The following is a 24,027-nucleotide window of genomic DNA, read 5'->3' on the forward strand; positions in this document are numbered from 1 at the left end:
ATTTTCAGTGCACGCCTGTACACTCATCCAGTGTGACCGATAGACAGGGTCCAGTGTCAACCGGCAATTCGTGTGACCCGAACTACACCTCTTGGATGAGCGAATGGTGAACGGATGTATGCTCACCGTGATGAGCGAGCAGGCAGCAACCCGGATCGAGCGCAAGGAGCGCACGCGGCAGGCTCTGGTCGACGGCACCCTGGAACTGGCCGCCGAGCGCGGTTTCGCCGCGCTGAGCTTGCGTGAGATCGCGCGCTCCGCCGGCATCGTGCCGACGGCCTTCTACCGCCACTTCGCCTCGCTCGACGACCTCGGCGCGGCGCTCGTCGACCAAGGCGTGACCGCGCTGCGGCTGGCGCTACGCGAGGTCCGGCGCAATCCCGAGGCCAGCATCGCCGACACCGTGCGGTTCGTCTTCGATCAGGTAGCGGCCAAACGCGCGGTGTTCGGCTTCCTCACCCGGGAACGCCACGGCGGTTCGGCGGCGCTGCGCAAAGCCATCGCACTGGAACTCCAGCTGATCGTGCGCGAGCTGGTCGCCGACCTGTCCCGGGTGCGCGCGCTGGACGACTGGAGCCCGCGCGATCTGGAGATCGCCGCGGACCTGCTCGTCGGCACCGTCGCCGACGGGATCGCCGCGTATGTCGCGGCCGAAGACCGCGACCAACGAACCATTGTCGACCGCACGGTGCAGAAGATCCGGCTGATCGCGCTCGGCATGGACAACTGGTGGCCGCCCAAGGATCGGTAGGCGCTCGTTCGACGTACGCGCACTGACCGCGCAGCTCGGCCCACCGCGTCCCGTACTGTGCCGAACATGGGTTACGACACCAGCTTTCACGCGTTGGACATGCGGCTCGTCGAGGAGCGGATCCTGCCGTATCTGGCCGGGCTCGGCGGCGACGGCGATCTGGACGATCTGATCACCCTCGCGGTCGAGCAGGCGCGGGTGCGCTTCCGCGCCAAGGCGTGGGCGCTGGGCGCGATGAAGGTCGCCGACGACGAGTTCGACGCCTCGCTGTACGTGTGGGGACGGCCGTACCTGATCACCGCCGAGTCGCCCGCCGAAGTAGCGGAAACCGCTGTGCGATACCGAGATTGCACTGTCGCCACGGTGGACGAGATCGCCCGCGCGCAACTCGAACGGTTCGACCCCGCGCTGGCCGCCCGGACCGAACCCGATATGAGCGGCACGCTGCCCGGCGCCGACGACCTGGCCATCGACATCGCGTGGAAGATTCGCCTGCTGCGCCAGGCCGCCCTCGCGCTGCGCTCCGGTCAGCCGACCGTCGACGACCCGCACAGCCCCGAAACCCACGACGCCGCCGACCTTCTGCGCAACAACCTGCAATTCTGCCTCGTCGAATTCGCCGGGCGTCTGCTGCCGGGGTGGATGGACCGCGGCGTCGTCTGGCCGACGGCACTGGCCGAGGAGGCCGGAACCAGCTGGCCCGCCGGGTTCGGCGGCAACGGCCCGCTGCTCGGCGACCTGCCGTCCCAGTTCCCCGAAATCGCTTGGCGCACGGAGGACACCATCACCGCCAACTATGTGATCGGCGGATTCGTCGGCGCCGGTGACGCGCCAGCGGCGCGCGGCTGGCTCGCGGAGCACGCCGAGTCCTTGAGCGGTGGCGACGACCGCACGCGCCTGTCGCTGCGCAAGTGCGACGAGGCGCTGGCGCTGGCGGAGCTGATCGGCGGCGGTTTCGCGGAGGCCACCGAGATCTACAGCGGCATGGAGGGCCGGATCAACTAGGCCCTGTCGGGCGCGCGCACCGGGAGCAGCACCGCCAAACCCGCGGCGAGAACGACAGCCAGGCCGATCATCCCGGCGCGGTCGGCGTCGAACAGCCAGACGAACAGACCGAAAAGCGAGGGGGCGAGGAAGGATACGGCCCGTCCGGTCGTGGTGTAGAGGCCGAACAGCTGCCCTTCCCGCCCCGGCGGCGCCAACCGGACGAGGAACGACCGTGCCGAAGCCTGGGCGGGCCCGACGAAGATGGTCAGCAGCAGGCCGAATATCCAGAACATGAGCGGTCCCGAGACCACGAGCAGCGCGAGTCCGCAGACCAGCATGGCGGCCAGCGAAGTCACGATCACCGCTTTCGGTCCCACCCGGTCGTCGAATCGGCCCGCGACGATCGCCCCTAGCGCGGCGACGACGTTCGCGGCGACGCCGAACAGCAGCACATCGGAATCGTCGATCCCGTAGACGCGCACCGCGAGCACCGCGCCGAAGGTGAACACGCCCGCCAGCCCGTCGCGAAAGACCGCGCTGGCCAACAGGAACCAGACGGTGCGCCGGTCGGCCGCCCACAGCTCGCGCAGATCCCGCCACAGCACCCGGTAGGAACCGAAGAACCCCACGCTCGCCGCGCCGGGATCGGCACTGGTGCGCGGCAGTTCCGGCACCGCGAACAGCACGGGTAGCGCGAACGTGGCGAACCAGATCGCGGCGAGGACGACCACCAGCCGGATGTTGAGCCCGTCGTCGGTAGGTATGCCGAACAGTCCTCGGTTGTCCCCTTCGCCGGCGATGAAGCCGACGTAGCAGATCAGCAGCAGGAAGATCCCGCCGAAATAGCCCATCGCCCAACCGAAACCGGAGACGCGGCCGACCGTCTCCGGTGTGGAGACCTGGCGCAGCATGGCGTTGTAGGGCACGTTGGCCAGTTCGAAAGCGGCGGAGCCGAAGGCGAGCAGCGTCAGACCGAGCCACAGATCGCGGTAGTCGTCGTGCACGAAGAACATCCCGGTCATGGCCAGGACGGTCAGCGCGGTCAGAACGCCAAGGGAGCGTTTGCGTTTCGCGGCCGCGTCGAACCACTGGCCGCTGATGGGCGCGGTCAGCGCGACCACGAGACCGGCGATGCCGAGCGCCCAGCCGAGCCAGGCGCTCGCCGAGATCCCGCCCGGCAGGTCGTCGCCGACCTTGTCGGTGAGATACACCGAGAACACGAACGTGAGGATCACGGCGTGGAACGCCGAGGAACCCCAGTCCCACAACCCCCAGGCCACGATCTGCCCGCGCCCGGCGGCGTCCCCGATCGTGCCGCGCGCGTCCACCTCGGTCATGGGCGCAGCGTAACCCGCCCGGCGCGAGGAAGTCCGCCGAAAGCCGACGCCGGGCCGACAAGCCGCCGAATATGCGAGCGGGTCGATGCGAAGACGAACCGCCGACCCTTGGTGATCATGCCACTGAACGGCTCTATGCACCCAGTTGCATAGTACCGACTGTACCGAGTACCGTGGCCGCATGGCCCTCGAGCACGCCTTGCTGGTATCGCTGACCGAGCGGGCCGGTTCGGGCTACGAGCTGGCCCGCCGGTTCGACAAGTCCATCGGCTACTTCTGGAGCGCGACCCACCAGCAGATCTATCGCGTGCTCAAGCGCATGGAGGAATCCGGCTGGCTGGACAGCGAATCGGTGGCCCAGGATGGCAAGCCGGACAAGAAGGTCTACTCGGTGAACGAGGCGGGCCGCGCCGAGCTGGCGCGCTGGATCGCCGAGCCCTCCCCTACCGACCTCCCCCGCGGCGAACTCGGGGTGAAGATCCGCGGCGCGGCCTACGGCGACCTGGACGCGCTGTGCGCGGAGGTCGCCAGACACCGCGACCAGCACGCCCAGCGGCTCGAGGTCTATCGGCTCATCGAGAAGAAGGACTTCGCCGCGCCGGATCAGCTCTCCGGCACGGCACTGCACCAGTACCTGGTCCTGCGCGGCGGCATCCGCGTCGAGATCGGGTTCATCGAATGGTGCGACGAAGTACTGCAAGCACTGCGACCGAGTGCGTCAGCCCCGCACCCGGATCCGATGGAGAAAGGCCAGGCATGAGTTCCTTCCCCCACCTTTTCGAGCCGCTGGACCTCGGCTTCACCACCCTGCGCAACCGCGTGGTCATGGGGTCGATGCACACCGGCCTGGAGGACCGCGCCTGGGACACCAACAAGCTGGCCGCCTACTTCGCCGAGCGCGCCCGCGGCGGTGTCGGGCTGATCATCACCGGCGGCTACGCGCCCAACCGCACCGGCTGGCTGCTGCCCTTCGGCGCCAAGCTGACCAACAAGACCGAGGCCTACCGCCACCGCGCGATCACCAAGGCGGTGCACGCCGAGGGCGGCAAGATCGCCATCCAGATCCTGCACGCGGGCCGCTATTCCTACTGGCCCGCCAGCGTCTCCGCGTCCGCGATCAAGGCCCCCATCAACCCTTTCCGGCCCCGCGCCCTCTCGGCGCGCGGCATCGAGCAGACCATCGCGGACTACGCGCGCTGTGCGAAGCTCGCCCAGTTCGCGGGATACGACGGCTGCGAGATCATGGGCGGTGAAGGCTATTTCATCAACCAGTTCCTCGCGCCGCGCACCAACAAGCGCACCGACAAGTGGGGCGGCTCGGCCGAGAACCGGCGCAGGCTGCCGCTGGAGATCGTGCGCCGAGTCCGCGCCGCGGTGGGGCCGAGCTTCATCATCGTGTTCCGGCTGTCGATGGCCGAGCTGGTGGAGAAGGGTCAGACCTTCGACGAGATCGTCACCCTCGCCAAGGAATTGGAGAAGGCGGGCGTCAACGTCATCAACACCGATATCGGCTGGCACGAGGCACGGGTGCCCACCATCGTCACCTCGGTGCCGCGGGCGGCCTTCGTCGAGTTCACCGCGAAGATCACCAAGCAGGTGAACATTCCGGTCTGCGCGTCGAACCGCATCAACATGCCCGAGATCGCCGAGGAGATCCTGACTCGCGGTGACGCGCAACTGGTTTCGCTGGCCCGTCCGTTCCTCACCGATCCGGAGTGGGTGAACAAGGCAGCGCAGGACCGCGTCGACGAGATCAACACCTGCATCGCCTGCAACCAGGCCTGCCTCGACCACGCGTTCCAGCACAAGACGGTGTCCTGCCTGCTCAACCCGCGCGCAGGCCACGAGACCGAGCTGAAGCTGCTGCCGACCCGGCGCAGCAAGCGCATCGCCGTGGTCGGCGCGGGACCGGCCGGGCTCTCCGCCGCGGTCAATCTCGCCGAACGGGGCCACCGCGTGGACCTTTTCGAGGCCGACGACAAGATCGGCGGCCAGTTCGACATCGCGCGGCGGATTCCCGGCAAGGAGGAGTTCGACGAATCCATCCGGTACTACCGCAGGATGATCGAGGTGCGCGGCGTCGTCCTGCACCTGAACAAGCGGGTCACCGCCGACGAGCTCATCGCGGGCCGCTACGACGAAGTCGTGCTCGCCACCGGCGTGCGACCACGTATCCCCAACATTCCCGGCATCGACCACCCGATGGTGCTCTCCTACGCCGAACTGGTGCGCGAGGAGAAGCCGGTGGGCAAGCGCGTCGCCGTGATCGGCGCGGGCGGCATCGGTTACGACGTGAGCGAGTTCCTCACCGTGGAGGGGCACCCCGCGCTCAAGCTGGACGAGTGGAAAGAGGAGTGGGGCGTCGACGCGAACGACGAACAGGCGCCCGGCCAGCTCACCGAACCCAAGCCCGCGCCCGCCGCCCGCGATGTCGTTCTGCTGCAACGCAAGTCGTCCTCGTTCGGTAAGGACCTCGGCAAGACCTCCGGCTGGGTGCACCGCGCCGCGCTCAAGGCCAAGGGCGTCGAGCAGATCGGCGGCGTGAACTACGAGCGCATCGACGACAGCGGGCTGCACATCAGCTTCGGCGAGAAACGCGAACGTCCGCAATTGATTCCGGTGGACAACGTGGTGGTCTGCGCGGGTCAGGAGTCGGTGCGCGAGCTGGTCGAGCCGCTGCGGGCCGCGGGGATCACCCCGCACCTGATCGGCGGCGCCGAGCTGGCCGCCGAACTCGACGCGAAACGCGCGATCGATCAGGGCACCCGGCTGGCGGCCAAGCTCTGAGCCGATCGCTAGCATCGCTCAGGTGAGCCTGCCCTCCCCCACCTCCGAGAACCGCGCCGTCGTCACCGGAGCCTCCTCCGGCATCGGCACCGCGCTGGCCGCCGAACTGGCCGGACGCGGCCATTCGCTGATCCTGGTCGCCCGCCGCGGCGACCTGCTGAACGAGCTCGCGCAGCGGCTCACCCTGGCGCACGGCATCACCGCCGAAGTGCGCGCGGTCGACCTGTCCGACCGCGCGCAACGCGGCCCGCTGGTCGAGGAATTGTCGGCGCGCGACATCTCGATCCTGTGCAACAACGCGGGCATCGCGACGTTCGGCCCGGTCGCGCAGCTGGACCTGGAGTACGAGCGCGCCCAGATGGAGCTCAACGCCGTCGCCGTGCACGATCTCACCCTGGCGGTGCTGCCCGGCATGATCGCGCGCGGCGCCGGTGGCATCTTGATCAGCGGCTCGGCCGCGGGCAACATGCCGATCCCGAACAACGCCACCTACGCCGCGAGCAAAGCGTTCGCCAACACCTTCTGCGAATCGCTGCGCGGCGAGCTGAAGGACTCGGGAGTGCACGTCACGCTGCTGGCGCCGGGCCCGGTGCGCACCGAAATGCCCGACCCAGCCGAGGCCTCGATCGTCGACCGCTTGGTCCCCGACTTCATGTGGGTGTCCTCGGAGTACACCGCGAAGGTCTCCATCGACGCGCTTGCCCGCAACAAGATGCGTGTCGTCCCCGGCCTGATCAGCAAGGGCATGAGCGTCGCGGGCCAGTACGGTCCCCGCGCCCTCACCGCCCCCGTCGCGGGCGCGTTCTACCGCAAGCTCGGCGGCTGACCAGACACTGCGAAGGTCCCCGTCGCTGCGACGGGGACCTTCGTCGTGTTCGGAGGGGTTCTGTCGGGGCCGATCAGCTCTTGGCTTCCGTGACGAACTTGATCAGTTGGCCCACGGTGGAGAACGCCTCGATACCCGCGCTGGGCAGCTCGATGTCGTACTCCTTCTCGATGGCCTGGATGACCAGCTCCTGCCGGTAGGCGCTGCTGTCCAGGTCGAGAATGGCGGTGGCGGGCGTGACCTTCTCCGCGTCGGCCAGGTATTCCTTCAGCAGTGCGATGACTCGCTCTTCGATGGTCGCCATGTCGATCATGGTGCCATAGCGATCACGCATAGAACGGCACCGCGAGGCGTTTCGGCGCCGCGCGGCTCCGGGCGCCGCGCGAGGCGCCCGAACCGGGTGTGAGCTGCGATAATGCCAGGCCAGGGCGGGCGTCAGCGGGGCGTCAGGAACGGAGGGGCGGCCGTCAAAGAGGCGTTAGGGACGCGTCCACAGTGGTCTGGGAGGCGTAGTCCTGGCATCGGCCCCGCAGTTCAGAGAAAGCGGGGGCGCACCCAGGAGAACACTGTGACGCTGCTCGAAATCTTCCCGTCGCTGCGGTCGGGGATGCCCTCGCGGCTCGATCCGGCGGTGTGGCCACGGGACACGCACTACGACAGCGAAGGCCGTATCACGGTCGGAGGTGTGGCCCTGGCCGACATCGCCGACGAGTACGGGACGGCCACCTATGTGTTGGACGAACAGGAGGTCCGGTCGCGGTGCCGCGCCTACCACAAGGCGTTTCCCGAAGCGGAGATCATCTACGCGGGGAAGGCGCTGATGATCCGCGCGGTCGCCGAGTGGGTTTCCCAGGAGGGCCTCTCGGTGGACGTGTGCTCGGCGGGCGAACTCGCCATCGCCCTGTCGGCCGGTGTGAACCCGGAGCGAATCATCCTGCACGGCAACGGAAAATCCTGCGACGAACTGCGCACCGCGGTGCGCTGCGGCGTCGGGCGGATCGTGGTCGACTCGCTCACCGAGATCACGCTGCTCTCCGCACTGGCCACCTCACGTCAGCGGGTGCTGGTGCGCCTCTCCCCCGGCATCGACGTGCACGGCCATCCCGCGGTCAAGACGGGCGTCGTCGACCAGAAGTTCGGCTTCCCGCTCGGCAGCGACCTGGCCGCCGAGGCGGTCGAGCGCATCATGCGCAGCAAGAACCTGGAGCTGGTCGGCTTCCACTGCCATCTCGGCTCGCAGATCTACAACCCCGACCACTACGGCGAGGCGGTCCGCAGGATGATCGGCGAAATGGCGCGCGTGCGGCAGGATCACGGGCACATCCTCACCGAACTCGACCTGGGTGGCGGGCACGCCGTCGCCTACCGCGGCGGTGACGCCGAGATGAACCTGACCGAGCTGTCCGAGATCCTCGAGGACGCGCTCGACGCGGGCTGCGCCCGGCACCACTTCCCGCGCCCGCGTATCGCGGTGGAACCGGGCCGCGCGATCGTGGCGCGCGCGGGCGTGACGCTCTACCGGGTGCTCTCGGTGAAGCACATCGAGGGCGGGCACACCTACGTCACCGTCGACGGCGGCATGAGCGACAACCCGCGGGTCGCGCTGTACGGCGCGCGCTACGACGTGGTGCTCGCCAACCGCCACCCCTGTGGGCCGCACATGACCGCCACCATCGCGGGCCGCCACTGCGAGGCAGGCGACGTCCTCGCCGTCGACGTCCGGCTGCCCGCCGACCTGCGCCCCGGCGAGATCCTCGCGGTCCCGTGTACCGGCGCCTACCACCACAGCCTGGCCAGCACCTACAACAGCGTCGGCCGCCCGCCCATTGTCGCCGTCCGCGACGGCCGCACCAGAACCCTCGTCCGCCGCGAGACGATCGACGATCTCATGGCGCGCGAAGTGGGGGTCTGACTCGCGGACCCCGCCACTCCGTCCGAATAGACCTCCGACCGCTCAGCGGCGGCGGCGGGTGCCGAACAGAGTGCGGCTGATCTCGCGGCCCGCCGCGGATGCCGCCGAACGGAGGAAGCTCTTCACCGCCGGGTTCTTCATGATGCGTTCCGCGGCGGAATCTTCCTCTTGGCGCGGGGAGCGGCCGGGTACCGGGGCGGCTTCCGGTTGCTCCGGTTCGGCCGCGGCCAGTTTCGCGGTGAGCATCTCGTAGGCGGACTCGCGGTCGATGGTCTGGCCGTACTTCGTGGCGAGCGCGCTGGAGAGCGCCTGGGACTTGATGGCGTCCTCGCCGATGGTGTCCATCAGCGAACGCGGCGGCTGAATCCTGGTCCACGCCACGGGCGTCGGGGAGCCGGTCTCGGAGAGAACCGTCACCACGGCCTCGCCGGTGCCGAGCGAGGTCAGCGCCTTCTCCAGGTCGTAGGTCGAGGTCTTCGGGTAGGTGCGGACCGTCTTGGACAGCGCCTTCTGATCGTCGGGGGTGAAAGCGCGCAGCGCGTGCTGAACGCGCGCGCCGAGCTGCGAGAGCACCTGGTTCGGGATGTCGGTGGGTAGCTGCGTGCAGAAGAACACGCCGACACCCTTCGAGCGGATCAGTTTGACCGTCTGCTCGACCTGATCCAGGAACGCCTTCGAGGCGTTGTCGAACAGCAGATGCGCCTCGTCGAAGATGAACACCAGCTTGGGCTCGTCGACATCGCCGACCTCGGGCAACGTCTGGAACAGATCGGCGAGCACCCACATCAGGAATGTGGAGAACATCACCGGCCGCGCCGCCTGCGCGCCGAGCTCGAACAGCGTGATCACACCCTGACCGCCCGACACCCGGACCAGATCGGCCGGGTCCAGTTCCGGTTCGCCGAAGAACGTGTCGCCGCCGTCGGCCTCCAGGTTGACCAGCGCGCGCAGGATCACGCCCGCGGTCTGCGCCGACACACCGCCGATGCCCTTCAGGTCCGCCTTGCCGTCGGGGCTGGTCAAGTGGGTGATGACCGCGCGAAGGTCTTTGAGATCCAGCAGCGCGAGGCCCTGCTGGTCGGCCCAGTGGAAGATCAGCCCGAGGGTCGATTCCTGCGTCTCGTTGAGATCCAGGACCTTGCTCAGCAGCACCGGGCCGAACGAGGTGATGGTGGCCCGGATCGGCACGCCGATACCACCGGTGCCCAGCGAGACGAACTCCGTCGGGAAACCGCTGGGCGCCCAGTCCGGCGCGCCCGTGTCCCGCGCCCTCGCGCTGATCTTGTCGTCGGCCTCGCCGGGCCGACTCAAACCGGAGAGATCGCCCTTGATGTCGGCGAGCACCACCGGAACGCCCGCCCGCGACAGCTGCTCGGCGATGCCCTGGAGCGTTTTGGTCTTCCCGGTTCCGGTGGCGCCCGCGACCAAGCCGTGCCGGTTCACCGTGCGCATCGGAATCCGCACTCGCGCGGTGGGATCCACGGTTCCGTCCACGACCACGGTGCCCAGTTCCAGCGCCGCGCCGTCGAAGGCGTAGCCCGCGGCGATCTCCTGTGCGGCGGAGCTCGCGTCGGCGACCTTGGCCGAGTCGGTATCGGTAGCGGCGGAATCCGCGTCGGCACTCTTCGAGGCGCGGCTCTCGCCGCCCTTCGCGGCCGTCTGCCTGGCGCGCGTCGCGCGGTCCGGCGCATTCTCGCCCGGAGCGGCGGACCCCTCAGTTCGGTGCTCGGCGAGCTCACGCTCGGCGGCTTCCGCGGCGGCTGCCGCCTCGGCCGCGATTCGCGCCGCTTCGTCGGCCGCCTTACGCGCCGCGGCCGCCTTCTCCTCGGGAGTGGTCATCGCACGTCCTCCGTCTGTCGAACCGAAAACGCCTAGGGCCCAACCGGGCGTAGGTCCGCCGTCAGCTCGCGCGTGGCCGCAGCGGAGGTACCCCTGGTGGGCGCTGCCGGACAGAGTCCGTCGACAGCCCGCACGGCCCGAGCGGAGGCGAAAGTACGCCTTGCCGATCTCTGCGGAAACTGTATCCCCGGTGGGAGCGTTCCGCGGCCGGGTACCCGCGCGGGCATCGCCGACACGAGCCTGTGTGCGGACGAACACCGGCCGCGGGAACGACACCTCGGCGCGCGAGAAATCAGCACCGTAGGCGCGCGGAAGGCGAACGTGCTTGTCAGCCGAGGGTGGCCGCGAGGATGCCAGTAAGGTTGCCTGAGTGTCCGACAAACTTGTGGTGTGGATGGATTGCGAGATGACCGGCCTGCGCCTGGACAGCGACAAGCTGATCGAGGTGGCCGCGCTCGTGACCGACAGCGACCTCAACATTCTCGGTGACGGTGTCGACATCGTCATCCACGCCGATGACGAGGCGCTGGCCGCGATGCCTCCGGTCGTCGCCGATATGCACGAGCGCTCCGGTCTGACCGAAGAGGTGCGGCGCTCCACCGTCACCCTCGCCGAGGCCGAGCAGCGAGTGCTCGACTACATCCGCGCCTACGCCCCCACCGCGGGAACGGTTCCGCTGGCGGGTAACTCGATCGCCACCGACCGCGGCTTCCTCGCCCGCGACATGCCCGCGCTGGACAGTCACCTGCACTACCGGATGATCGATGTGAGCTCCATCAAAGAGCTGTGCCGCCGCTGGTACCCGCGCATCTACTTCGGCCAGCCGGAGAAGGGCCTCACCCACCGCGCCCTCGCCGACATCAAAGAGTCCATCCGCGAGCTGGAGTACTACCGGCGCACCGCGTTCGTCGCGCCGCCCGGGCCGTCCAGCACGGAGATCGCCACGGTCGCCGCCGAGCTCAGCGGCACCGCCAAGCCCGCCGCCTCGGCGCCGCGCAACGGCGCACTGGAAGCCGATTAGGGAATCGCGGGGGTGGCACGCTAGTATCTAGCGCGCCGGTAGTTACCGGCGATGGTGAGTGTAGTTCAGTTGGTAGAGCACCAGGTTGTGATCCTGGCTGTCGCGGGTTCGAGTCCCGTCACTCACCCCACGCGAAATGCGCGAGTCCAGTGGGCTCGCGCATTTCGCGTTTCCGGGCCGATTCACCCCGCGCACCCAACGCCGTTCCGACCGCGCCGATTCGGGACGACATCGCCACTCGGCGCACCGCCCAGCACTGGAATTTGTTCTGAAACACAGATACTTCCAAATGTGACCCGCATCTCCCCCGCTGGCCGTAAACTGCGGCACCAGGGTGTGCCGCCGTGGCATCACCCGGCCCGGGAGAAAGACAGCACTACGTGAAGCGTTCCGCCGTTCTCGCAGCACTAGTCGGCGCCACCTTGCTCGGCGGGTCCGGAGGCACCGCCTCGGCGGCGCGCGAGGCGACTCCGGTCGACCTGCCCGCCGACACCGGATCCGCGGGCATCACCAGTGGCTCCGCGCACAGCACCGGCTCCTCGGGCGGCGCGACGACCACCGGCTCCACCGGCACCGGCTCCGGTCCCGCCTTGGAGAAGATCCTCTTCGGCGGCCCGCTGCTCTGCGCCGCCGTGGGCAGCGCGTTCAACGCCAACCTCACCTGCGCGGGCACCCCGGGGCCGATCATCCCCTGAGCCCACCGACGACAAAGGCCCCCGGCACTCGCCGGGGGCCTTTGCGTTGCCGCTCAGGGACTTTCGCGCGTCATCCGACGTCCGCGTTGCCCGCCTTCCACTCCGACCACGGAATGTTCCAGTCACCGAGGCCGTCGGTGCCGGACAGCGTGCCGCCCACGGTGTTCTTGATGATCGTGATGTCACCGCGCTTGGCGAAGTTGAACACCCACTGCGCATTCGCCGGACTCAGGTTCAGGCAGCCGTGGCTGGCGTTCGAGTAACCCTGCTGAGCCACCGACCACGGAGCCGAGTGGAAGAAGATGCCGCTGTAGGAGATTCGGGTCGCGAAGTCGACCGGCGTACGGTAGCCGTCCGCGGAGTTCACCGCCACGCCGTAGGTCGAGGAGTCCATGATGATCTTCTCGTGCTTGTCCGCGACGATGTAGATGCCGTTGTCGGTGGGCGTGCTGTCCTTGCCCATCGAGGTCGGCATGGTGCGGATCACCTGACCGTTCTGCTCGACCGTCACCTGGTGCGTGTCGTCGTCCGCGGTGAAGATCACAGCGTCGCCGACGACGAAGTGCGAGGTGATGTTGTCCTGGCCGTACAGCCCGTTGCCGAGGTTCTTGCCGTAGACGTTCACCTGGATGTCGACCCGCGTGCCCGGCGCCCAGAAATGCTCTGGCCGCCAACGGACTTCGCGGTTGTTCACCCAGTAGAAGGCACCCTCCACCGGCGGGTTCGTCGTGATCTTGATCGCATCCTGGGCCGCCTTGCGGTCCGGGATGTTCTCGTCGAACTGAATCGCCACCGGCTGACCGATACCGACGACTTCGCCCTCCCCCGGGATCAGATACGGCTTGGTCTGGTTGTTCGGCGAGCTCGTGGTGAAGCTCAGCGTGGTGGTGTTGGCGCCGCCGAGACCGATGGCGTCCGCGGTCAGCTGGTAGGTCTTGCCGTAACCGAGCACCTCGGCGGTCTCCCAGGTCCGCCCGTCGGCGGCGAGGTTGCCGCTGACCGGCTTGCCCTGCTGGTTGACCAACGTCACATTGGTGAACTTGCCGTCGTCGACCTTGAAAGTCATAGGCATGCCGGGTGATACGCCTTTGTCGCCGTCTTTGACGGGAGCGAGCAGCTTCGGCTTGATCAGTTCGGTGATCGGGTTCCGGTCGATGGCAACCGCCGCGTCCGCGCTACCGGACGAGGGCGAGCAGGCCGAAGATCCCAATGCGATCACGGCGAGCACTACCAAAGGTCCGCTGAGTATTCGTATCGACCGCCGCCGACCTCGACCAATGCGCATATCAACCCCGTTTCAAGTCTCGGCGCCGTCCAGACACGCGCCGATGGCTTCGGATCCAACCGACGAAAGAAGCTCAACCCACCGCGCCGGCGGGATCGGTCGAGACCGCGTTCCTAACATTCTGCCAGTCCGGTCTGACCGATCCAACGCGAACTACACGCGCAACGGGCCAAGTTCCACCGGATAGATCCCCGCGGGAGCCCCCAGTGTTAACACCCGTCGCCGACCACACAAAACGGCCCTTCACCAGGCGATTTCACTTCTGCGGCCCCGGCCTGTTAATCTTTGTCCCGCACCGGAACACGGAGCAGGCGCCATTAGCTCAATTGGCAGAGCAGCTGACTCTTAATCAGCGGGTTCGGGGTTCGAGTCCCTGATGGCGCACAGTACAGACCGTGCCTAGCTTCCAGTCACGATTGGACAAGGGCACGGTCTTTTCGTGTCCGAATCGTCGCTCGGCGATCAACTCCGCGATGGTAACGACGCCGTGACCTAAACACTCGGAACAGCCTGGAACAGGGCCTATCGGGGGTGGTAAACCCTGATTAGACGCAGGTCACTCCACAATTTTTGTGACCTAGCGCACAACGCGTTTAGAAGCAAACGCCCTGGTAAATCGCGTTTCGGTAACGAAGCCCTGGTCGTTCCAAGATCGACAGCATCTATCATTCAGGTCTCGTTCACCTTCCGTTAACCTTCCGTGACCATTCTGCAATCAGGTCGCAAAGAGACCTGAGGTTTGGTTAGACCGAGGTGTTGTTTACACGCATTCGGAAAACGACCGGACGGACCCGAGTTGGTCCAGGCGGTCGCGGGTGCGGATCGGCAACGGATCCCCGATCACCCGCCTACGCCTATCGCTCCACTGTTGTGGAGTTCCGCGCGACGCCGCGGCCCGGGCCAGAGATGCCCGGTACCCGCCCTGCCGCGTTCCGGGGACCGGAGTGTCCCCCACAACAAAATCCACAACAGCACATCGACTTTTCCCGGCGAGCGCCACGAGCGTCCGCCGCCGGATCCGCGCTGCCCGAGTGCGGCCGGACCGTCCTGTCCCCGAACAAGGAACCGATTCAGAAATGCCTGACAGTCGCCTTTCCACCCTGCGCCGCACCACCCTGCGCGAGGGCCTGACCTTCGCCGTAGCCGCGGCTGGCATCGTGGCCGTCGCCGCCTCGTCGGCGGTGTCGGTGGCCGACGACAGCGTTCCGGCCCGCGTCGCCGTGGTCGCCGAGCAGCAGCCCGCGGCCGCCCCCGCCCCCGTGGTGGAAGCCGCGCCCGTCGCCGAAGTCCTGCCCGCTCCCGCCCCGGCCCCCGAGGCTGCGGCTCCGGTCCCGGCTCCGATGCCCGCGCCGGAACCCGTTCCCGCGCCGATGCCCGCCCCGGCCCCGGCCCCGGCTCCGCCGGTGTACGAGAACAACCTGGACGGCTGGATCCGCCAGGCCCTCGACATCATGGCCGCCAACAACATCCCGGGCTCCTACGAGGGCATCCACCGCAACATCATGCGCGAGTCCAGCGGCAACCCGCAGGCCATCAACTTGTGGGACTCCAACGCCGCCGCGGGCATCCCGTCCAAGGGCCTGCTCCAGGTCATCGACCCGACCTTCGCCGCCTACCACGTGGCCGGCACCCCGTTCGACGTCTGGGATCCGGTGGCCAACATCGTCGCGGCCTGCAACTACGCCGCGCACCGCTACGGCAGCATGGACAACGTGAACAGCGCGTACTGATCCGTCTCCAGCACGACGAACGCCCCGCCTCCGGTCAGCGCGACCGGGTGCGGGGCGTTCGTCGTAGGATGCCCGGGTGGCCGATTACGCGCACTCCGACGCGTCGGTCAGCCGAAGGGCCGAGAAGGCCCGCCGCTTGGCCGTCTATCTCTGGGACCGCGATATCAGCGGCGCCGAACTGCGCGATATGCCCGCCGCGACCCGCCGCAAGCTGGCCCGCGCCGCCGAAACGAACCCGCCGAGCACCGACGAGACCTGGCTTGTCGTCGCCCGCCTGCTCGACGAGAAGAACGCGTGGGCCGTTCGCAACCCCGATCACGCGGCGGCGGCGCGCGCGCACGTGGACGAGAAGCTGCTGTGGGTGAAGCCGCCGATCACGCCGTGGTCGTAGTCGTCACACGGCGAGATCGGTCACGCTCTCGGCGGTGGTGCTGACCTTGCCCGACAGCGAGCGCAGCGCCCGTGCCTCCGCGTCGGTCATCGCATCGATGAAGACGCGGCGAACCAGATCCACGTGGTTGGGCGCGGCCTGCTCGAGCGCGGTACGGCCCGCCGCCGTCAGCTCGACGACGATCCCGCGCGCGTCCTCCTCGGAGGGCCGCCGCTCGACCAACCCGCGCGCCGCCATCCTTGCCAGGTGCTTGGACAACCTGCTCTTCTCCCAGCACACCTCGGCGGCGAGTTCTTTGGCCCTCAGTCGGCCCTGCGGCGCGGCGGAGAGCGGAACGAGCAGTTCATAGTCGGCCAGGGAGAGTCCGTCGCGGGCCAACCCGGCCATGATCGCCGCGTCCATCCGCTGGCGCAGCCGGATGTAGGCCTGCCAGGTCTCCTGCTCGTCGTCGCTCAGCCATCGCGCCACGGGAATGATCCTAAACCCCACTTGGTTGACATGGACACCAACCGGCCGAGGCCGGTCCCCCGCACAGGAGGTGCTCCCCATGCCCGCCATCGCCGTCGACAACATCCTGGTGCTGCCGCGCCTGCCCCGCCCCGACGAGACCATGCGCGAACGCCCGGTCCGGCAGGTCGTCACCGCGCACAAGCAACGCGAAGGCGCGGGCTTCGAGGTGACGCGTCCGTTCCCCAGCGTGGACCTGCGTGCCGCCGACCCGTTCATCCTGCTCGACCAGATGGGTCCGGTGACCTACGAACCGCACGAGGCCAAGGGCGCGCCATGGCATCCGCACCGCGGCTTCGAGACCGTTACCTACATGCTCGACGGCACCATGGTGCATCACGACTCGAACGGTGGCGGCGGCGTCATCAGCGAGGGCGACACGCAGTGGATGACCGCGGGCTCCGGCATCCTGCACGACGAGGTGCCGCCCGAGGAACTGGTGGTCGCCGGCGGACTGTTCCACGGGGTGCAGCTGTGGGTGAATCTGCCGCGGGCCATGAAGTTCGCCGCGCCGCGCTATCAAGATCTGCGCGGCAGCGAACTAACGCTGGTCAGCTCGCACGACGGCGGCGCGCTGATGCGACTGATCGCGGGTGAGATCGGCGGATTCGCCGGTCCCGGATCGACTTACACGCCGATCGCCTACGCGCACGCCTCGATCACCCCGGGCGGCCGACTGGAAACGCCTTGGCCGCAGCACTTCTCGGCGATGGCCTATGTGCTCGCGGGCAGTGGGACGGTCGGCGCCGAGCGCAGGCCGATCGGGGCGGGTCAGCTCGCGGTGTTCGGACCGGGCGATTCGATTTCGGTCGACGCGGATGCGAAGCAGCGCGAGCACACCGGCGATCTCGAGGTGCTACTGCTCGGCGGGCAACCGATCCGCGAACCCGTCGTCCAGTACGGCCCGTTCGTCATGAACAGCCGCGCGGAGATCATCCAGGCGATAGAGGACTTCCAGTCGGGACGAATGGGCAACATCCCTGCGGAACACCTCTCCGGCACCCGCCCGGCCCGCTGAAACGGGCTGCCCTATAGCCCCTAATGGCCCTAATTCGGGTGACGCGCGGTTGACAACTGGGCGGCCCCTCGCAACAGTGGGTGCGGCGTCGCTCGTCAAGGCGCCCTCCCACCGCAGCACACACAGAGGAATACATGAACGTTCGCCGGCTTACCGTCAGCGCCGCCGTCGCTGGACTGACCATCCTCGCGGCGCCCGCCGCCCTGGCCGCCGCCCCGACCGGTTCTTCCGGAACCGGCTCCTCCGCCATCGACACCGGTTCCGCCGCGACCGGTTCGGCGGGCGTGTCCCAGACCGGCTCGGCCGGTGGCGCCTTCGCCAACTGCGACGACGCCCGCGCGGCTGGTCGCGCCCCGATCTTCCGCGGCGAGCCGGGCTTCGGCCCGCACCTGGATCCCGACGGCGACGGATTCGCCTGCCCGACGGTCTGATACCGCCCAAAACGAAAACACCCGGTGTGGCAGTGCCGCACCGGGTGTTTTCGTCTGCCGGGAAATCAGCGGAAGAGCTTCACCAGCACCAAGCCGACGACCAGCGCGCCGGCGCCGATCAGGCTGTACTTGACCTTGGGTTCGTTCAGCTTGGCGACGACGATGCTCTTGGTGTCGTCCGCGATCCGCTGCGGATCGGCGCGCACGGCGATCTCGTCCAGAGTGCTCGCCAGCCGGGTGCGGGCGGCCTCGATCTCCCGCTCGATCCGCTCGGTGTCCTTCGCCACGTATGTCCTCCTGTCGATGGGCGTGCCGCCGGGCGCGAACCGGGCCGGGGACCACGTTCCCACCGGCCGTTCACGAGTCACCAGGGCTCGCGGACGAGTGTATCCGCCTGCCCGATGGGCGTTCGGTTACCGTGCAGGACGTGACCAACCAACGACTCTCCCCCGGCGACACCGCCCCCGCGTTCACACTGCCCGACGCCGACGGCAAGGAGATCTCGCTCGCCGACTTCCGCGGCCGCAAGGTGATCGTCTACTTCTACCCCGCCGCGAGCACGCCCGGCTGCACCAAGCAGGCCTGCGACTTCCGCGACAACCTCGGCGAATTGAACGAGGCGGGCATCGACGTCCTCGGCATCTCGCCGGACAAGCCCGCCAAGCTGGCCAAGTTCCGCGATGCCGAGGGACTGACCTTCCCGCTGCTGTCCGATCCGGACCGCGCGGTGCTCACCGCGTGGGGCGCGTTCGGCGAGAAGACGATGTACGGCAAGACCGTCACCGGCGTCATCCGTTCCACCTTCCTGGTGGACGAGCAGGGCAAGATCGAGGTCGCGCAGTACAACGTGCGCGCCACCGGCCACGTCGCCAAGTTGCGCCGCGACCTGTCGGTCTGAACGTCAGCTCTCGAAGGAGCGGATGAGGCTCTCGTAGCCGTCCAGCATCCGCGCCAGGCCGAACTCGAAATCGGCTTTCTCCCAGTCGATGTCGTCCTGGTCGAAGGCCTGGTGGGCGAGGGCGGAGAGAATCGCGGGAAACCGCTGCGGATCGAGCACGCGCCGCAGCGCCGCGGTGAAGTCCTGCTCGCCCTCGGTCCCGCCGACCACATTGCTCGCCGCCCAGCGCCTGCCGATGACGTAGAGCGACAGATTCATCACCAGCTGCAGCCGCACCGGCTCGGGCACCGGAGTTTCGGCGAGCGTCGCGAGTCCCGCCTCGAGCCACGCCATGTTGTTCGGGCCCATCGGCGGCGCCTTGAGCGGAATGTCCAGCCACCACGGATGCCGCCCGACCACCTCGAACTCGCTGCGGGCCCAGTACTCCAGCCCCGTCCGCCACGGTGTGCCTGGCGGGATGCGCGGCGGCTCGCCGATCACCCGATCCAGCAACAGCTCGACCAGGGTGTTCTTGCTGTCGACGTACCGGTAGAGCGACATCGCGGTGAAGCCGAGCTGCTGGGCCACCCGGTTCATCGACAGCGCCGCGTAACCCTCCGCGTCGGCCACCTCGATCGCGGCCTCCAGGATCTGGTCCAGCGTCAGCCCGCGTTTGGGGCCGCGCCCGCCCGGCTGATCGAGCCGCCACAACAGTTCCACCGACTTCGGTAGCGCCGCGTCGTCCGACGTCGTCATCTCCCCTTCAGCCTCCTTCGCTCGCCTCGACTCTAGGCGTACCTCCCGCCTCCGCTGCGGCCGTGCGCGGTCTGTCGGCGCACTACGTCCGGCGGCGCCTCTTTGTGCGTACCTCCCGCCTCCGCCGCGGCCGGGCGGGATCTGTCGACGAACTACGTCCGGTGGTGGCGATCGTGGGTTTCCCCGCCCATGACCTCTTGCGCTCCAAAACTGCTTACTCTATAAACAGAGTTTATTCGATAAACAGTTTCCGGATCGGAGATCCCATGTCCCCCGAACCACCCCCCGCCCTCGCGGTGCACGGGCTCGGCAAGTCCTTCGGCACGCACACCGTGCTCGCCGACATCGATCTGAATGTCGCAGCGGGAACGGTCTTCTCACTGCTCGGACCGAACGGCGCGGGCAAGACCACCCTGGTGCGCATCCTCGCCACGTTGAGCACGCTGGATCGCGGCGAGGCCCGCGTCTTCGGGCACGATCTGGCGGGCGAGCCGGACGTCGTCCGCGGTCTGATCGGCGTCACCGGCCAGTACGCGGCCGTCGACGGCGTGCTGACCGGCACCGAGAACCTGCGCCTCACCGGCAAGCTGCTGCACCTCGGCGCGGCCGAGACGCGCCGCCGCACCGCCGACCTGCTCGAACGTTTCGACCTCGCCGACGCCGCCGACCGGCCGGTCGCCACCTACTCCGGCGGCATGCGCCGTCGCCTCGACCTCGCGATGAGCCTGATGGGCAGGCCGCGCATCGTCTTCCTGGACGAACCGACCACCGGTCTCGACCCGCGCAGCCGCCGCGACTTGTGGTCGGCCATCGAGGAACTCGCCGACGACGGCGCGACGATCTTCCTCACCACGCAGTATCTGGAGGAGGCCGACCAACTCGCCGACCGCATCGCCGTGCTCGACGGCGGACGCATCGTCGCCGAGGGCACCCCCGAGGAGCTCAAGCGCCTCGCCCCCGGCGGCCACATTCATCTTCGCTTCGCCGACCGGCACCTGCTCGCGGCCGCCGCCCGCGCCGTCGACGATCGCGCCGTCCCCACGGCGGGTAGCCAGGTGGACCCGGAGCAGCTGACCCTTCAGGTGCCGTCCGACGGCAGTGCGGCCGAGGTGAAGCGCCTGCTCGACCGGTTCGCCGACTTGGACATCGCCGTCGAGCGGCTGACCGTGCACACCCCGGACCTCGACGACGTCTTCTTCGCCTTGACCGGCCACCCAGGCCGCACCGAATCGGCCGCATGAGAAACGAGACGACCATGATCACCCCGTCCCCCGCCCTGCGTGCGCTGCGCACCGTCCAGGACTCCGGCACCATGCTGGACCGCAATCTGCGGCACACGCTGCGCAGTCCCGACACCATGATCATGACGATCGCGCTGCCGGTCGTGATCCTGCTGATGTTCGTCTACGTCTTCGGTGGCGCGATGGACGTCGGTCCCGGCGCGTACATCGACTACGTGGTGCCGGGAATCATCCTGCTGTGCGCCGGTTTCGGCGCCTCGACCACCGCCGTCAGCATCTCGACCGACTTGGCCGAGGGCATCATCGACCGGTTCCGCACCATGGCGATCGCGCGATCGGCGGTGCTGACCGGGCATGTGGCCGAGAGCCTGATCCGCAACCTGATCACCACCGGACTCGTCATCGTGGTCGCGGTCGCGCTGGGTTTCCGCCCGACCACCGACCCGCTGCGCTGGCTCGGCGCGCTCGGGGTGATCGCCATGTACGTGCTCGCGCTGTCCTGGCTGTCGGCCGCCCTCGGCCTGCTCGCGCGAAACCCGGAGGCGGCCAACGGTTTCACCTTCTTCTTCATGTTTCTGCCCTACGTGAGCAGCGCGTTCGTGCCGACCGAATCGATGCCGAGCTGGTTGCACCGGTTCGCCGAGAACCAGCCGGTGACGCCGGTGATCGAGACGATGCGCGGTCTGTTGATGGGGACGCCCATCGGCGACAGCGCCCTGCTCGCGGTGCTGTGGTGCGCGGGCATCGCCGTGGTCGGTTACCTCGCGGCGGGCGCGCTCTTCCGACACCGCACCCGCACCTGATCCGAGGCCGACTCGACCGCGGCCGAACCGAGCGCGAGGGTGCGCCGGACAGGCGAAAGGCCCGGCGCCAGTGCGGCGCCGGGCCTTTCGTGCTGTTCGGAGTCAGGCCTCCGACCACTGCTGCGAGGCCCACTGCGCGAGCAAGCGCAGGTGGTTGTCCCACCACTGGTAGAACTCCGGGGTGAAGGCCGCCGGCGGGGGCGCCTCGCCCGGGAACAACATGGCGTCGTTGGGCGCGCCGACCTTGGTGGTGGACGGGATGCCGGTGCCGGGGAGGATCGACGCGGCGGCGGTGTCGGACTCCTGCAGTGCCTCGAACTCCTCCAGCGTCAGCGGACCCGCCTGGCCGCTGCCCCAGCGTTGAAACACCGTCTGCGGCGCGACGGCAGGGTTGTCCGGAGTGATCACGGGCAACTGCCGCGGGGCCGACGACGCACCCTTGTCTTCGCGCTCGAAGATCTCTGGCTGCACCGACGAACCCACGGCCATCCCACTGGACGATCCGGTGCCGGGGACCACATGGGCGTCGGCGGTGTTCCGCGCGTCGGCGACGACCGAGCGGATGGAGTAGTCGCCGACCGCGTAGACACCGCCGACGACCAGACCGGCCGCGGCCACGCTGGCCGCCGCGAACATCGCCGTCGAACTCCGGCCGCCGCGCGGCTCTTCGACGGTGTCGACCAGTTCCGGCACGTCGGCCATGGCGAACAGCGCGGCGCCGACGGCCGCGGCCGACGACGCGATCTTGCAGGGCAGCACGGGCGCGCCGAAGCGATCCACGGCCGCGCGCACCGCCGGTTCGTCCGCGGCGGAGCCGATCAACACGACCCCGTCGGGGCGGACGGCGGCCGCCTCGAACTGGTCCCACGCGGCCGTCACCGCGGCGCCGAGCGACGACTCGTTCGTGCCACCGGTCTGCGCGACCGCCGCGAGCACCCGATCGCGACCCTTGTCGACCAGCGTGAACGCCTGATATCCGGGAACGACCTCGCAGACGAGCAGATCGTCGAACTCGGCGAGCCAGGTCATCACGCCCGCCGCGCTCAGGTGCGCGGATTTCGTCGAGAGCAGCGACGCGGTGCGCCACGGCCCGGACGCGAGCCGGGTCACGATGGCCTTCCGCTCGGCGGCGTCGCGGTAGGCGACCGCGGCACCCGCGATCTCCCGTCCCTGTCCGACCTCCGCCGCGACGTAGTCCATCGCGGCCTGGACCGCCGCCGCCACATCCGCCTTGTTGTCGCCGTGCGTCTTCGCCACCCGGTGCACCAGCACGCGCTCCACGAGCTTCTCGCCGGTGTCGGCGAGCGCTACCGCGTGCACGGCGCCACGTTCGGTGGAAACGCCGAGAGTTACCACAGATCGAGCTACCACAGATACGCCTTCCCAGTGACTGTCCGGACCGGATCGCCCCGCCCTACGGACGCGGACGAAGTCCTTCCTCAGCCCGCGCACGCGCCGGAGCGAAGGCGAAGGTGCGCCGAGGTGGGCGAACACCCTTGGCAACGTGCCTGCGGATGCACGCACGCTCGGTTAGTGTTCGCGGCCACAACCGTCGCGGATGGGTCGTGAAATGTGACAGACCTGAACACGCAGACCAACTGCGCGTGTCGCGTGTGTGTCGGTACCGCTAGCCTGGATACGTGGAAGTACACACGGAGGCCAGGGCGACGCCGTCCAAGCGACACCTGGACCCCGCGTTGGAACTGCAGGACGATCCGCAAGAGCTGATGCCGCGCAAGCGGCCGACTCAGGAACGCAGCAAACGCAAGTTCGACGCGCTGCTCCAGGCGTCCCGCGAGTTGCTCGTCGAGGTCGGTTTCGAATCGTTCACCTGTGAAGAGGTCGCGGCGCGCGCCGAGGTCCCGATCGGCACGCTGTACCAGTTCTTCGCGAACAAGTACGTCATCGTCTGCGAACTGAATCGCCAAGATCTCGTTGCCGTTTCCCAGGAACTGGCCGACTTCCACGGCGAAGTGCCCTCGCTGGACTGGCTGCGGCACATGAACCAGTTCGTCGACCACCTGGCCAACCTCTGGATGACCGACCCCTCCCGGCGCGAGGTCTGGCTGGCCATGCAGTCCACGCCGTCCACCCGCGCCACCGGCGCCATCCACGAGAAGCAGTTCGCCGAGGTCGTCTCGCAGATGCTGCGGCCGCTCACCCCGCGCACGCCGCGGGTCCGGCGCACCATGATGGCCGAGGTCCTCGTGCACGTCGTGTACTCGATGCTCAACTTCTCGGTCCAGGACGAGCAGTCGCACGCCGAGGCCGTCGCCGAGCTCAAGCGGCTGATGGTCGCGTATCTGCTTGTCGCGGAGAAGGAATCCCGCACCGCCAGCGAGCGCTGACGTCGCTCACGCGGTCGTTTCGCGTCCCTCGATCAAGTCGGCCAGCTCGCCCGGATCCTCCAGCACCACCATCGCCGCCGCGGTGTCGCCGTCGTGGGTCAGGGACAGATGCACCCTGGCGCGCGGCAGGAATTCGGCCGCGAGACCGTGCAATTTGATGCTCGGCCTGCCCCACGCGTCGTTGACCACCTCGATCAGCGGATAGGGGTTGTCGCCGATCTGCGGGCGGCGGGCGAAACGCGACGAGGCCCAGGCCTTGAGCACCGCTTCCTTGGCGGCCCAGCGCGCGGCGAAACTGCGCGCCGGATCGGTGCCCTTGCTCTGGCAGTAGCGCCGCTCACCCGCGGTGAAACTCTCCCTGAGCATGGTGGTTCCAGACCGCTCGAGCTGTTCGGCGAACTCGGAGATGGTCACCAAGTCGAGGCCGATCCCCAGGATGGTCAATGCGTCGCAGCTCCTCGAGCCTCGTGGAGTGCGGCCGTTCG

Annotated in this window: 25 protein-coding genes and 2 tRNA genes; 18 read left to right on the forward strand and 9 right to left on the reverse strand. The window is 68.4% G+C overall.

Annotated features, from left to right (window positions below; all coding sequences use genetic code 11):
- Positions 1-130 precede the first annotated feature (130 nt).
- Both AB0H49_RS16765 and AB0H49_RS16770 read left to right on the forward strand, forming a co-directional pair.
- Entirely contained in the window at positions 131-751 is a 621-nt protein-coding gene (locus AB0H49_RS16765) for a TetR family transcriptional regulator (RefSeq protein WP_357252219.1), read from the forward strand.
- Positions 752-817: 66 nt separating this feature from the next.
- The gene (locus tag AB0H49_RS16770) at positions 818-1,756 is read left to right on the forward strand and encodes a hypothetical protein (RefSeq protein WP_357252222.1); all 939 of its coding nucleotides are present in this window, start codon (positions 818-820) and stop codon (positions 1,754-1,756) included.
- Here the strand turns inward: AB0H49_RS16770 and AB0H49_RS16775 are convergent.
- Positions 1,753-3,075, reverse strand: coding sequence for an MFS transporter (locus tag AB0H49_RS16775; RefSeq protein ID WP_355000926.1), 1,323 nt, complete (start codon positions 3,073-3,075; stop codon positions 1,753-1,755). The genes AB0H49_RS16770 and AB0H49_RS16775 overlap by 4 nt on opposite strands.
- Before the next feature lie 181 nt (positions 3,076-3,256).
- On the opposite strand from AB0H49_RS16775, the gene AB0H49_RS16780 reads away from it, so the two are divergent.
- From AB0H49_RS16780 to cmrA, 3 genes are read left to right on the forward strand one after another with little or no spacing between them, the layout of a single operon-like run.
- Positions 3,257-3,835 (forward strand): PadR family transcriptional regulator, encoded by a 579-nt coding sequence (locus AB0H49_RS16780; RefSeq protein ID WP_357252225.1) that lies wholly within the window; start codon positions 3,257-3,259, stop codon positions 3,833-3,835.
- Positions 3,832-5,862, forward strand: coding sequence for an NADPH-dependent 2,4-dienoyl-CoA reductase (locus tag AB0H49_RS16785; protein WP_357252228.1), 2,031 nt, complete (start codon positions 3,832-3,834; stop codon positions 5,860-5,862). The genes AB0H49_RS16780 and AB0H49_RS16785 overlap by 4 nt, the downstream gene beginning before the upstream one ends.
- 22 nt (positions 5,863-5,884) lie before the next feature.
- A complete protein-coding gene (cmrA, locus tag AB0H49_RS16790; protein WP_355000929.1) occupies positions 5,885-6,688 on the forward strand; it encodes a mycolate reductase in 804 nt (267 codons plus the stop codon).
- A 73-nt stretch (positions 6,689-6,761) separates the two neighbouring features.
- Here cmrA and AB0H49_RS16795 read toward each other — a convergent pair whose 3' ends face one another.
- On the reverse strand, positions 6,762-6,992 hold the full coding sequence (locus tag AB0H49_RS16795) for a hypothetical protein (protein WP_355000930.1): 231 nt from the start codon (positions 6,990-6,992) through the stop codon (positions 6,762-6,764).
- 264 nt (positions 6,993-7,256) lie between these two features.
- Here AB0H49_RS16795 and lysA point away from each other — a divergent pair, with 264 nt between their 5' ends.
- Positions 7,257-8,600: a diaminopimelate decarboxylase gene (gene lysA / locus AB0H49_RS16800; protein ID WP_357252233.1), complete on the forward strand. Its 1,344-nt coding sequence runs from the start codon at positions 7,257-7,259 to the stop codon at positions 8,598-8,600.
- A 42-nt stretch (positions 8,601-8,642) separates the two neighbouring features.
- Here the strand turns inward: lysA and AB0H49_RS16805 are convergent, their stop codons facing one another.
- On the reverse strand, positions 8,643-10,439 hold the full coding sequence (locus AB0H49_RS16805; RefSeq protein WP_357252236.1) for a helicase HerA-like domain-containing protein: 1,797 nt from the start codon (positions 10,437-10,439) through the stop codon (positions 8,643-8,645).
- A gap of 370 nt (positions 10,440-10,809) precedes the next feature.
- Here AB0H49_RS16805 and orn point away from each other — a divergent pair, with 370 nt between their 5' ends.
- The 3 genes from orn to AB0H49_RS16820 all read left to right on the forward strand — a co-directional run bounded on the left by orn (position 10,810) and on the right by AB0H49_RS16820 (position 12,155).
- Positions 10,810-11,460, forward strand: coding sequence for an oligoribonuclease (orn, locus tag AB0H49_RS16810; RefSeq protein WP_357252239.1), 651 nt, complete (start codon positions 10,810-10,812; stop codon positions 11,458-11,460).
- Between the two features lie 54 nt (positions 11,461-11,514).
- Positions 11,515-11,590, forward strand: a tRNA-His gene (locus AB0H49_RS16815).
- Positions 11,591-11,804: 214 nt separating this feature from the next.
- Positions 11,805-12,155 (forward strand): hypothetical protein, encoded by a 351-nt coding sequence (locus AB0H49_RS16820; protein ID WP_355000934.1) that lies wholly within the window; start codon positions 11,805-11,807, stop codon positions 12,153-12,155.
- 70 nt (positions 12,156-12,225) lie between these two features.
- On the opposite strand, the gene AB0H49_RS16825 is transcribed toward AB0H49_RS16820, so the two are convergent.
- Positions 12,226-13,440, reverse strand: a complete 1,215-nt coding sequence (locus AB0H49_RS16825) for an Ig-like domain-containing protein (protein WP_355000935.1) — start codon at positions 13,438-13,440, stop codon at positions 12,226-12,228.
- Between the two features lie 311 nt (positions 13,441-13,751).
- On the opposite strand from AB0H49_RS16825, the gene AB0H49_RS16830 reads away from it, so the two are divergent.
- The 3 genes from AB0H49_RS16830 to AB0H49_RS16840 all read left to right on the forward strand — a co-directional run bounded on the left by AB0H49_RS16830 (position 13,752) and on the right by AB0H49_RS16840 (position 15,561).
- Positions 13,752-13,824: transfer RNA gene (locus AB0H49_RS16830), tRNA-Lys, on the forward strand.
- A gap of 692 nt (positions 13,825-14,516) precedes the next feature.
- Positions 14,517-15,170, forward strand: coding sequence for a transglycosylase SLT domain-containing protein (locus AB0H49_RS16835; RefSeq protein WP_355000936.1), 654 nt, complete (start codon positions 14,517-14,519; stop codon positions 15,168-15,170).
- Positions 15,171-15,246: 76 nt separating this feature from the next.
- Positions 15,247-15,561: a hypothetical protein gene (locus AB0H49_RS16840; protein WP_355000937.1), complete on the forward strand. Its 315-nt coding sequence runs from the start codon at positions 15,247-15,249 to the stop codon at positions 15,559-15,561.
- A 3-nt stretch (positions 15,562-15,564) separates the two neighbouring features.
- Here AB0H49_RS16840 and AB0H49_RS16845 read toward each other — a convergent pair whose 3' ends face one another.
- Positions 15,565-16,029, reverse strand: coding sequence for a MarR family winged helix-turn-helix transcriptional regulator (locus AB0H49_RS16845; protein WP_357252244.1), 465 nt, complete (start codon positions 16,027-16,029; stop codon positions 15,565-15,567).
- A gap of 79 nt (positions 16,030-16,108) precedes the next feature.
- On the opposite strand from AB0H49_RS16845, the gene AB0H49_RS16850 reads away from it, so the two are divergent.
- A complete protein-coding gene (locus tag AB0H49_RS16850) occupies positions 16,109-17,086 on the forward strand; it encodes a pirin family protein (RefSeq protein ID WP_357252246.1) in 978 nt (325 codons plus the stop codon).
- 134 nt (positions 17,087-17,220) lie between these two features.
- Positions 17,221-17,517, forward strand: a complete 297-nt coding sequence (locus tag AB0H49_RS16855) for an excalibur calcium-binding domain-containing protein (RefSeq protein ID WP_067788688.1) — start codon at positions 17,221-17,223, stop codon at positions 17,515-17,517.
- Positions 17,518-17,582: 65 nt separating this feature from the next.
- On the opposite strand, the gene AB0H49_RS16860 is transcribed toward AB0H49_RS16855, so the two are convergent.
- Positions 17,583-17,804 carry a DUF3618 domain-containing protein gene (locus tag AB0H49_RS16860; RefSeq protein ID WP_097246090.1) on the reverse strand — a complete coding sequence of 74 codons (222 nt, stop codon included), beginning with the start codon at positions 17,802-17,804 and terminating at the stop codon, positions 17,583-17,585.
- Positions 17,805-17,944: 140 nt separating this feature from the next.
- On the opposite strand from AB0H49_RS16860, the gene bcp reads away from it, so the two are divergent.
- Positions 17,945-18,415 carry a thioredoxin-dependent thiol peroxidase gene (gene bcp, locus AB0H49_RS16865; RefSeq protein ID WP_357252250.1) on the forward strand — a complete coding sequence of 157 codons (471 nt, stop codon included), beginning with the start codon at positions 17,945-17,947 and terminating at the stop codon, positions 18,413-18,415.
- Positions 18,416-18,418: 3 nt separating this feature from the next.
- On the opposite strand, the gene AB0H49_RS16870 is transcribed toward bcp, so the two are convergent.
- Positions 18,419-19,150 (reverse strand): TetR/AcrR family transcriptional regulator, encoded by a 732-nt coding sequence (locus AB0H49_RS16870; protein ID WP_355000941.1) that lies wholly within the window; start codon positions 19,148-19,150, stop codon positions 18,419-18,421.
- A 266-nt stretch (positions 19,151-19,416) separates the two neighbouring features.
- Here AB0H49_RS16870 and AB0H49_RS16875 point away from each other — a divergent pair, with 266 nt between their 5' ends.
- Together AB0H49_RS16875 and AB0H49_RS16880 are read left to right on the forward strand one after the other, a co-directional pair.
- Positions 19,417-20,391 (forward strand): ATP-binding cassette domain-containing protein, encoded by a 975-nt coding sequence (locus AB0H49_RS16875; protein ID WP_357252253.1) that lies wholly within the window; start codon positions 19,417-19,419, stop codon positions 20,389-20,391.
- A 14-nt stretch (positions 20,392-20,405) separates the two neighbouring features.
- Positions 20,406-21,194, forward strand: a complete 789-nt coding sequence (locus AB0H49_RS16880; protein WP_355001159.1) for an ABC transporter permease — start codon at positions 20,406-20,408, stop codon at positions 21,192-21,194.
- A 102-nt stretch (positions 21,195-21,296) separates the two neighbouring features.
- Here the strand turns inward: AB0H49_RS16880 and AB0H49_RS16885 are convergent, their stop codons facing one another.
- Positions 21,297-22,514, reverse strand: coding sequence for a hypothetical protein (locus tag AB0H49_RS16885; protein ID WP_357252256.1), 1,218 nt, complete (start codon positions 22,512-22,514; stop codon positions 21,297-21,299).
- 365 nt (positions 22,515-22,879) lie between these two features.
- On the opposite strand from AB0H49_RS16885, the gene AB0H49_RS16890 reads away from it, so the two are divergent.
- Positions 22,880-23,542 (forward strand): TetR/AcrR family transcriptional regulator, encoded by a 663-nt coding sequence (locus AB0H49_RS16890; RefSeq protein WP_067788869.1) that lies wholly within the window; start codon positions 22,880-22,882, stop codon positions 23,540-23,542.
- A gap of 6 nt (positions 23,543-23,548) precedes the next feature.
- Here AB0H49_RS16890 and AB0H49_RS16895 read toward each other — a convergent pair whose 3' ends face one another.
- Positions 23,549-23,986: a holo-ACP synthase gene (locus AB0H49_RS16895; RefSeq protein WP_067788698.1), complete on the reverse strand. Its 438-nt coding sequence runs from the start codon at positions 23,984-23,986 to the stop codon at positions 23,549-23,551.
- Between the last annotated feature and the right edge of the window lie 41 nt (positions 23,987-24,027).

Source organism: Nocardia sp. NPDC050713, from assembly GCF_040654315.1.
In the GTDB taxonomy this organism is placed as follows: domain Bacteria; phylum Actinomycetota; class Actinomycetes; order Mycobacteriales; family Mycobacteriaceae; genus Nocardia.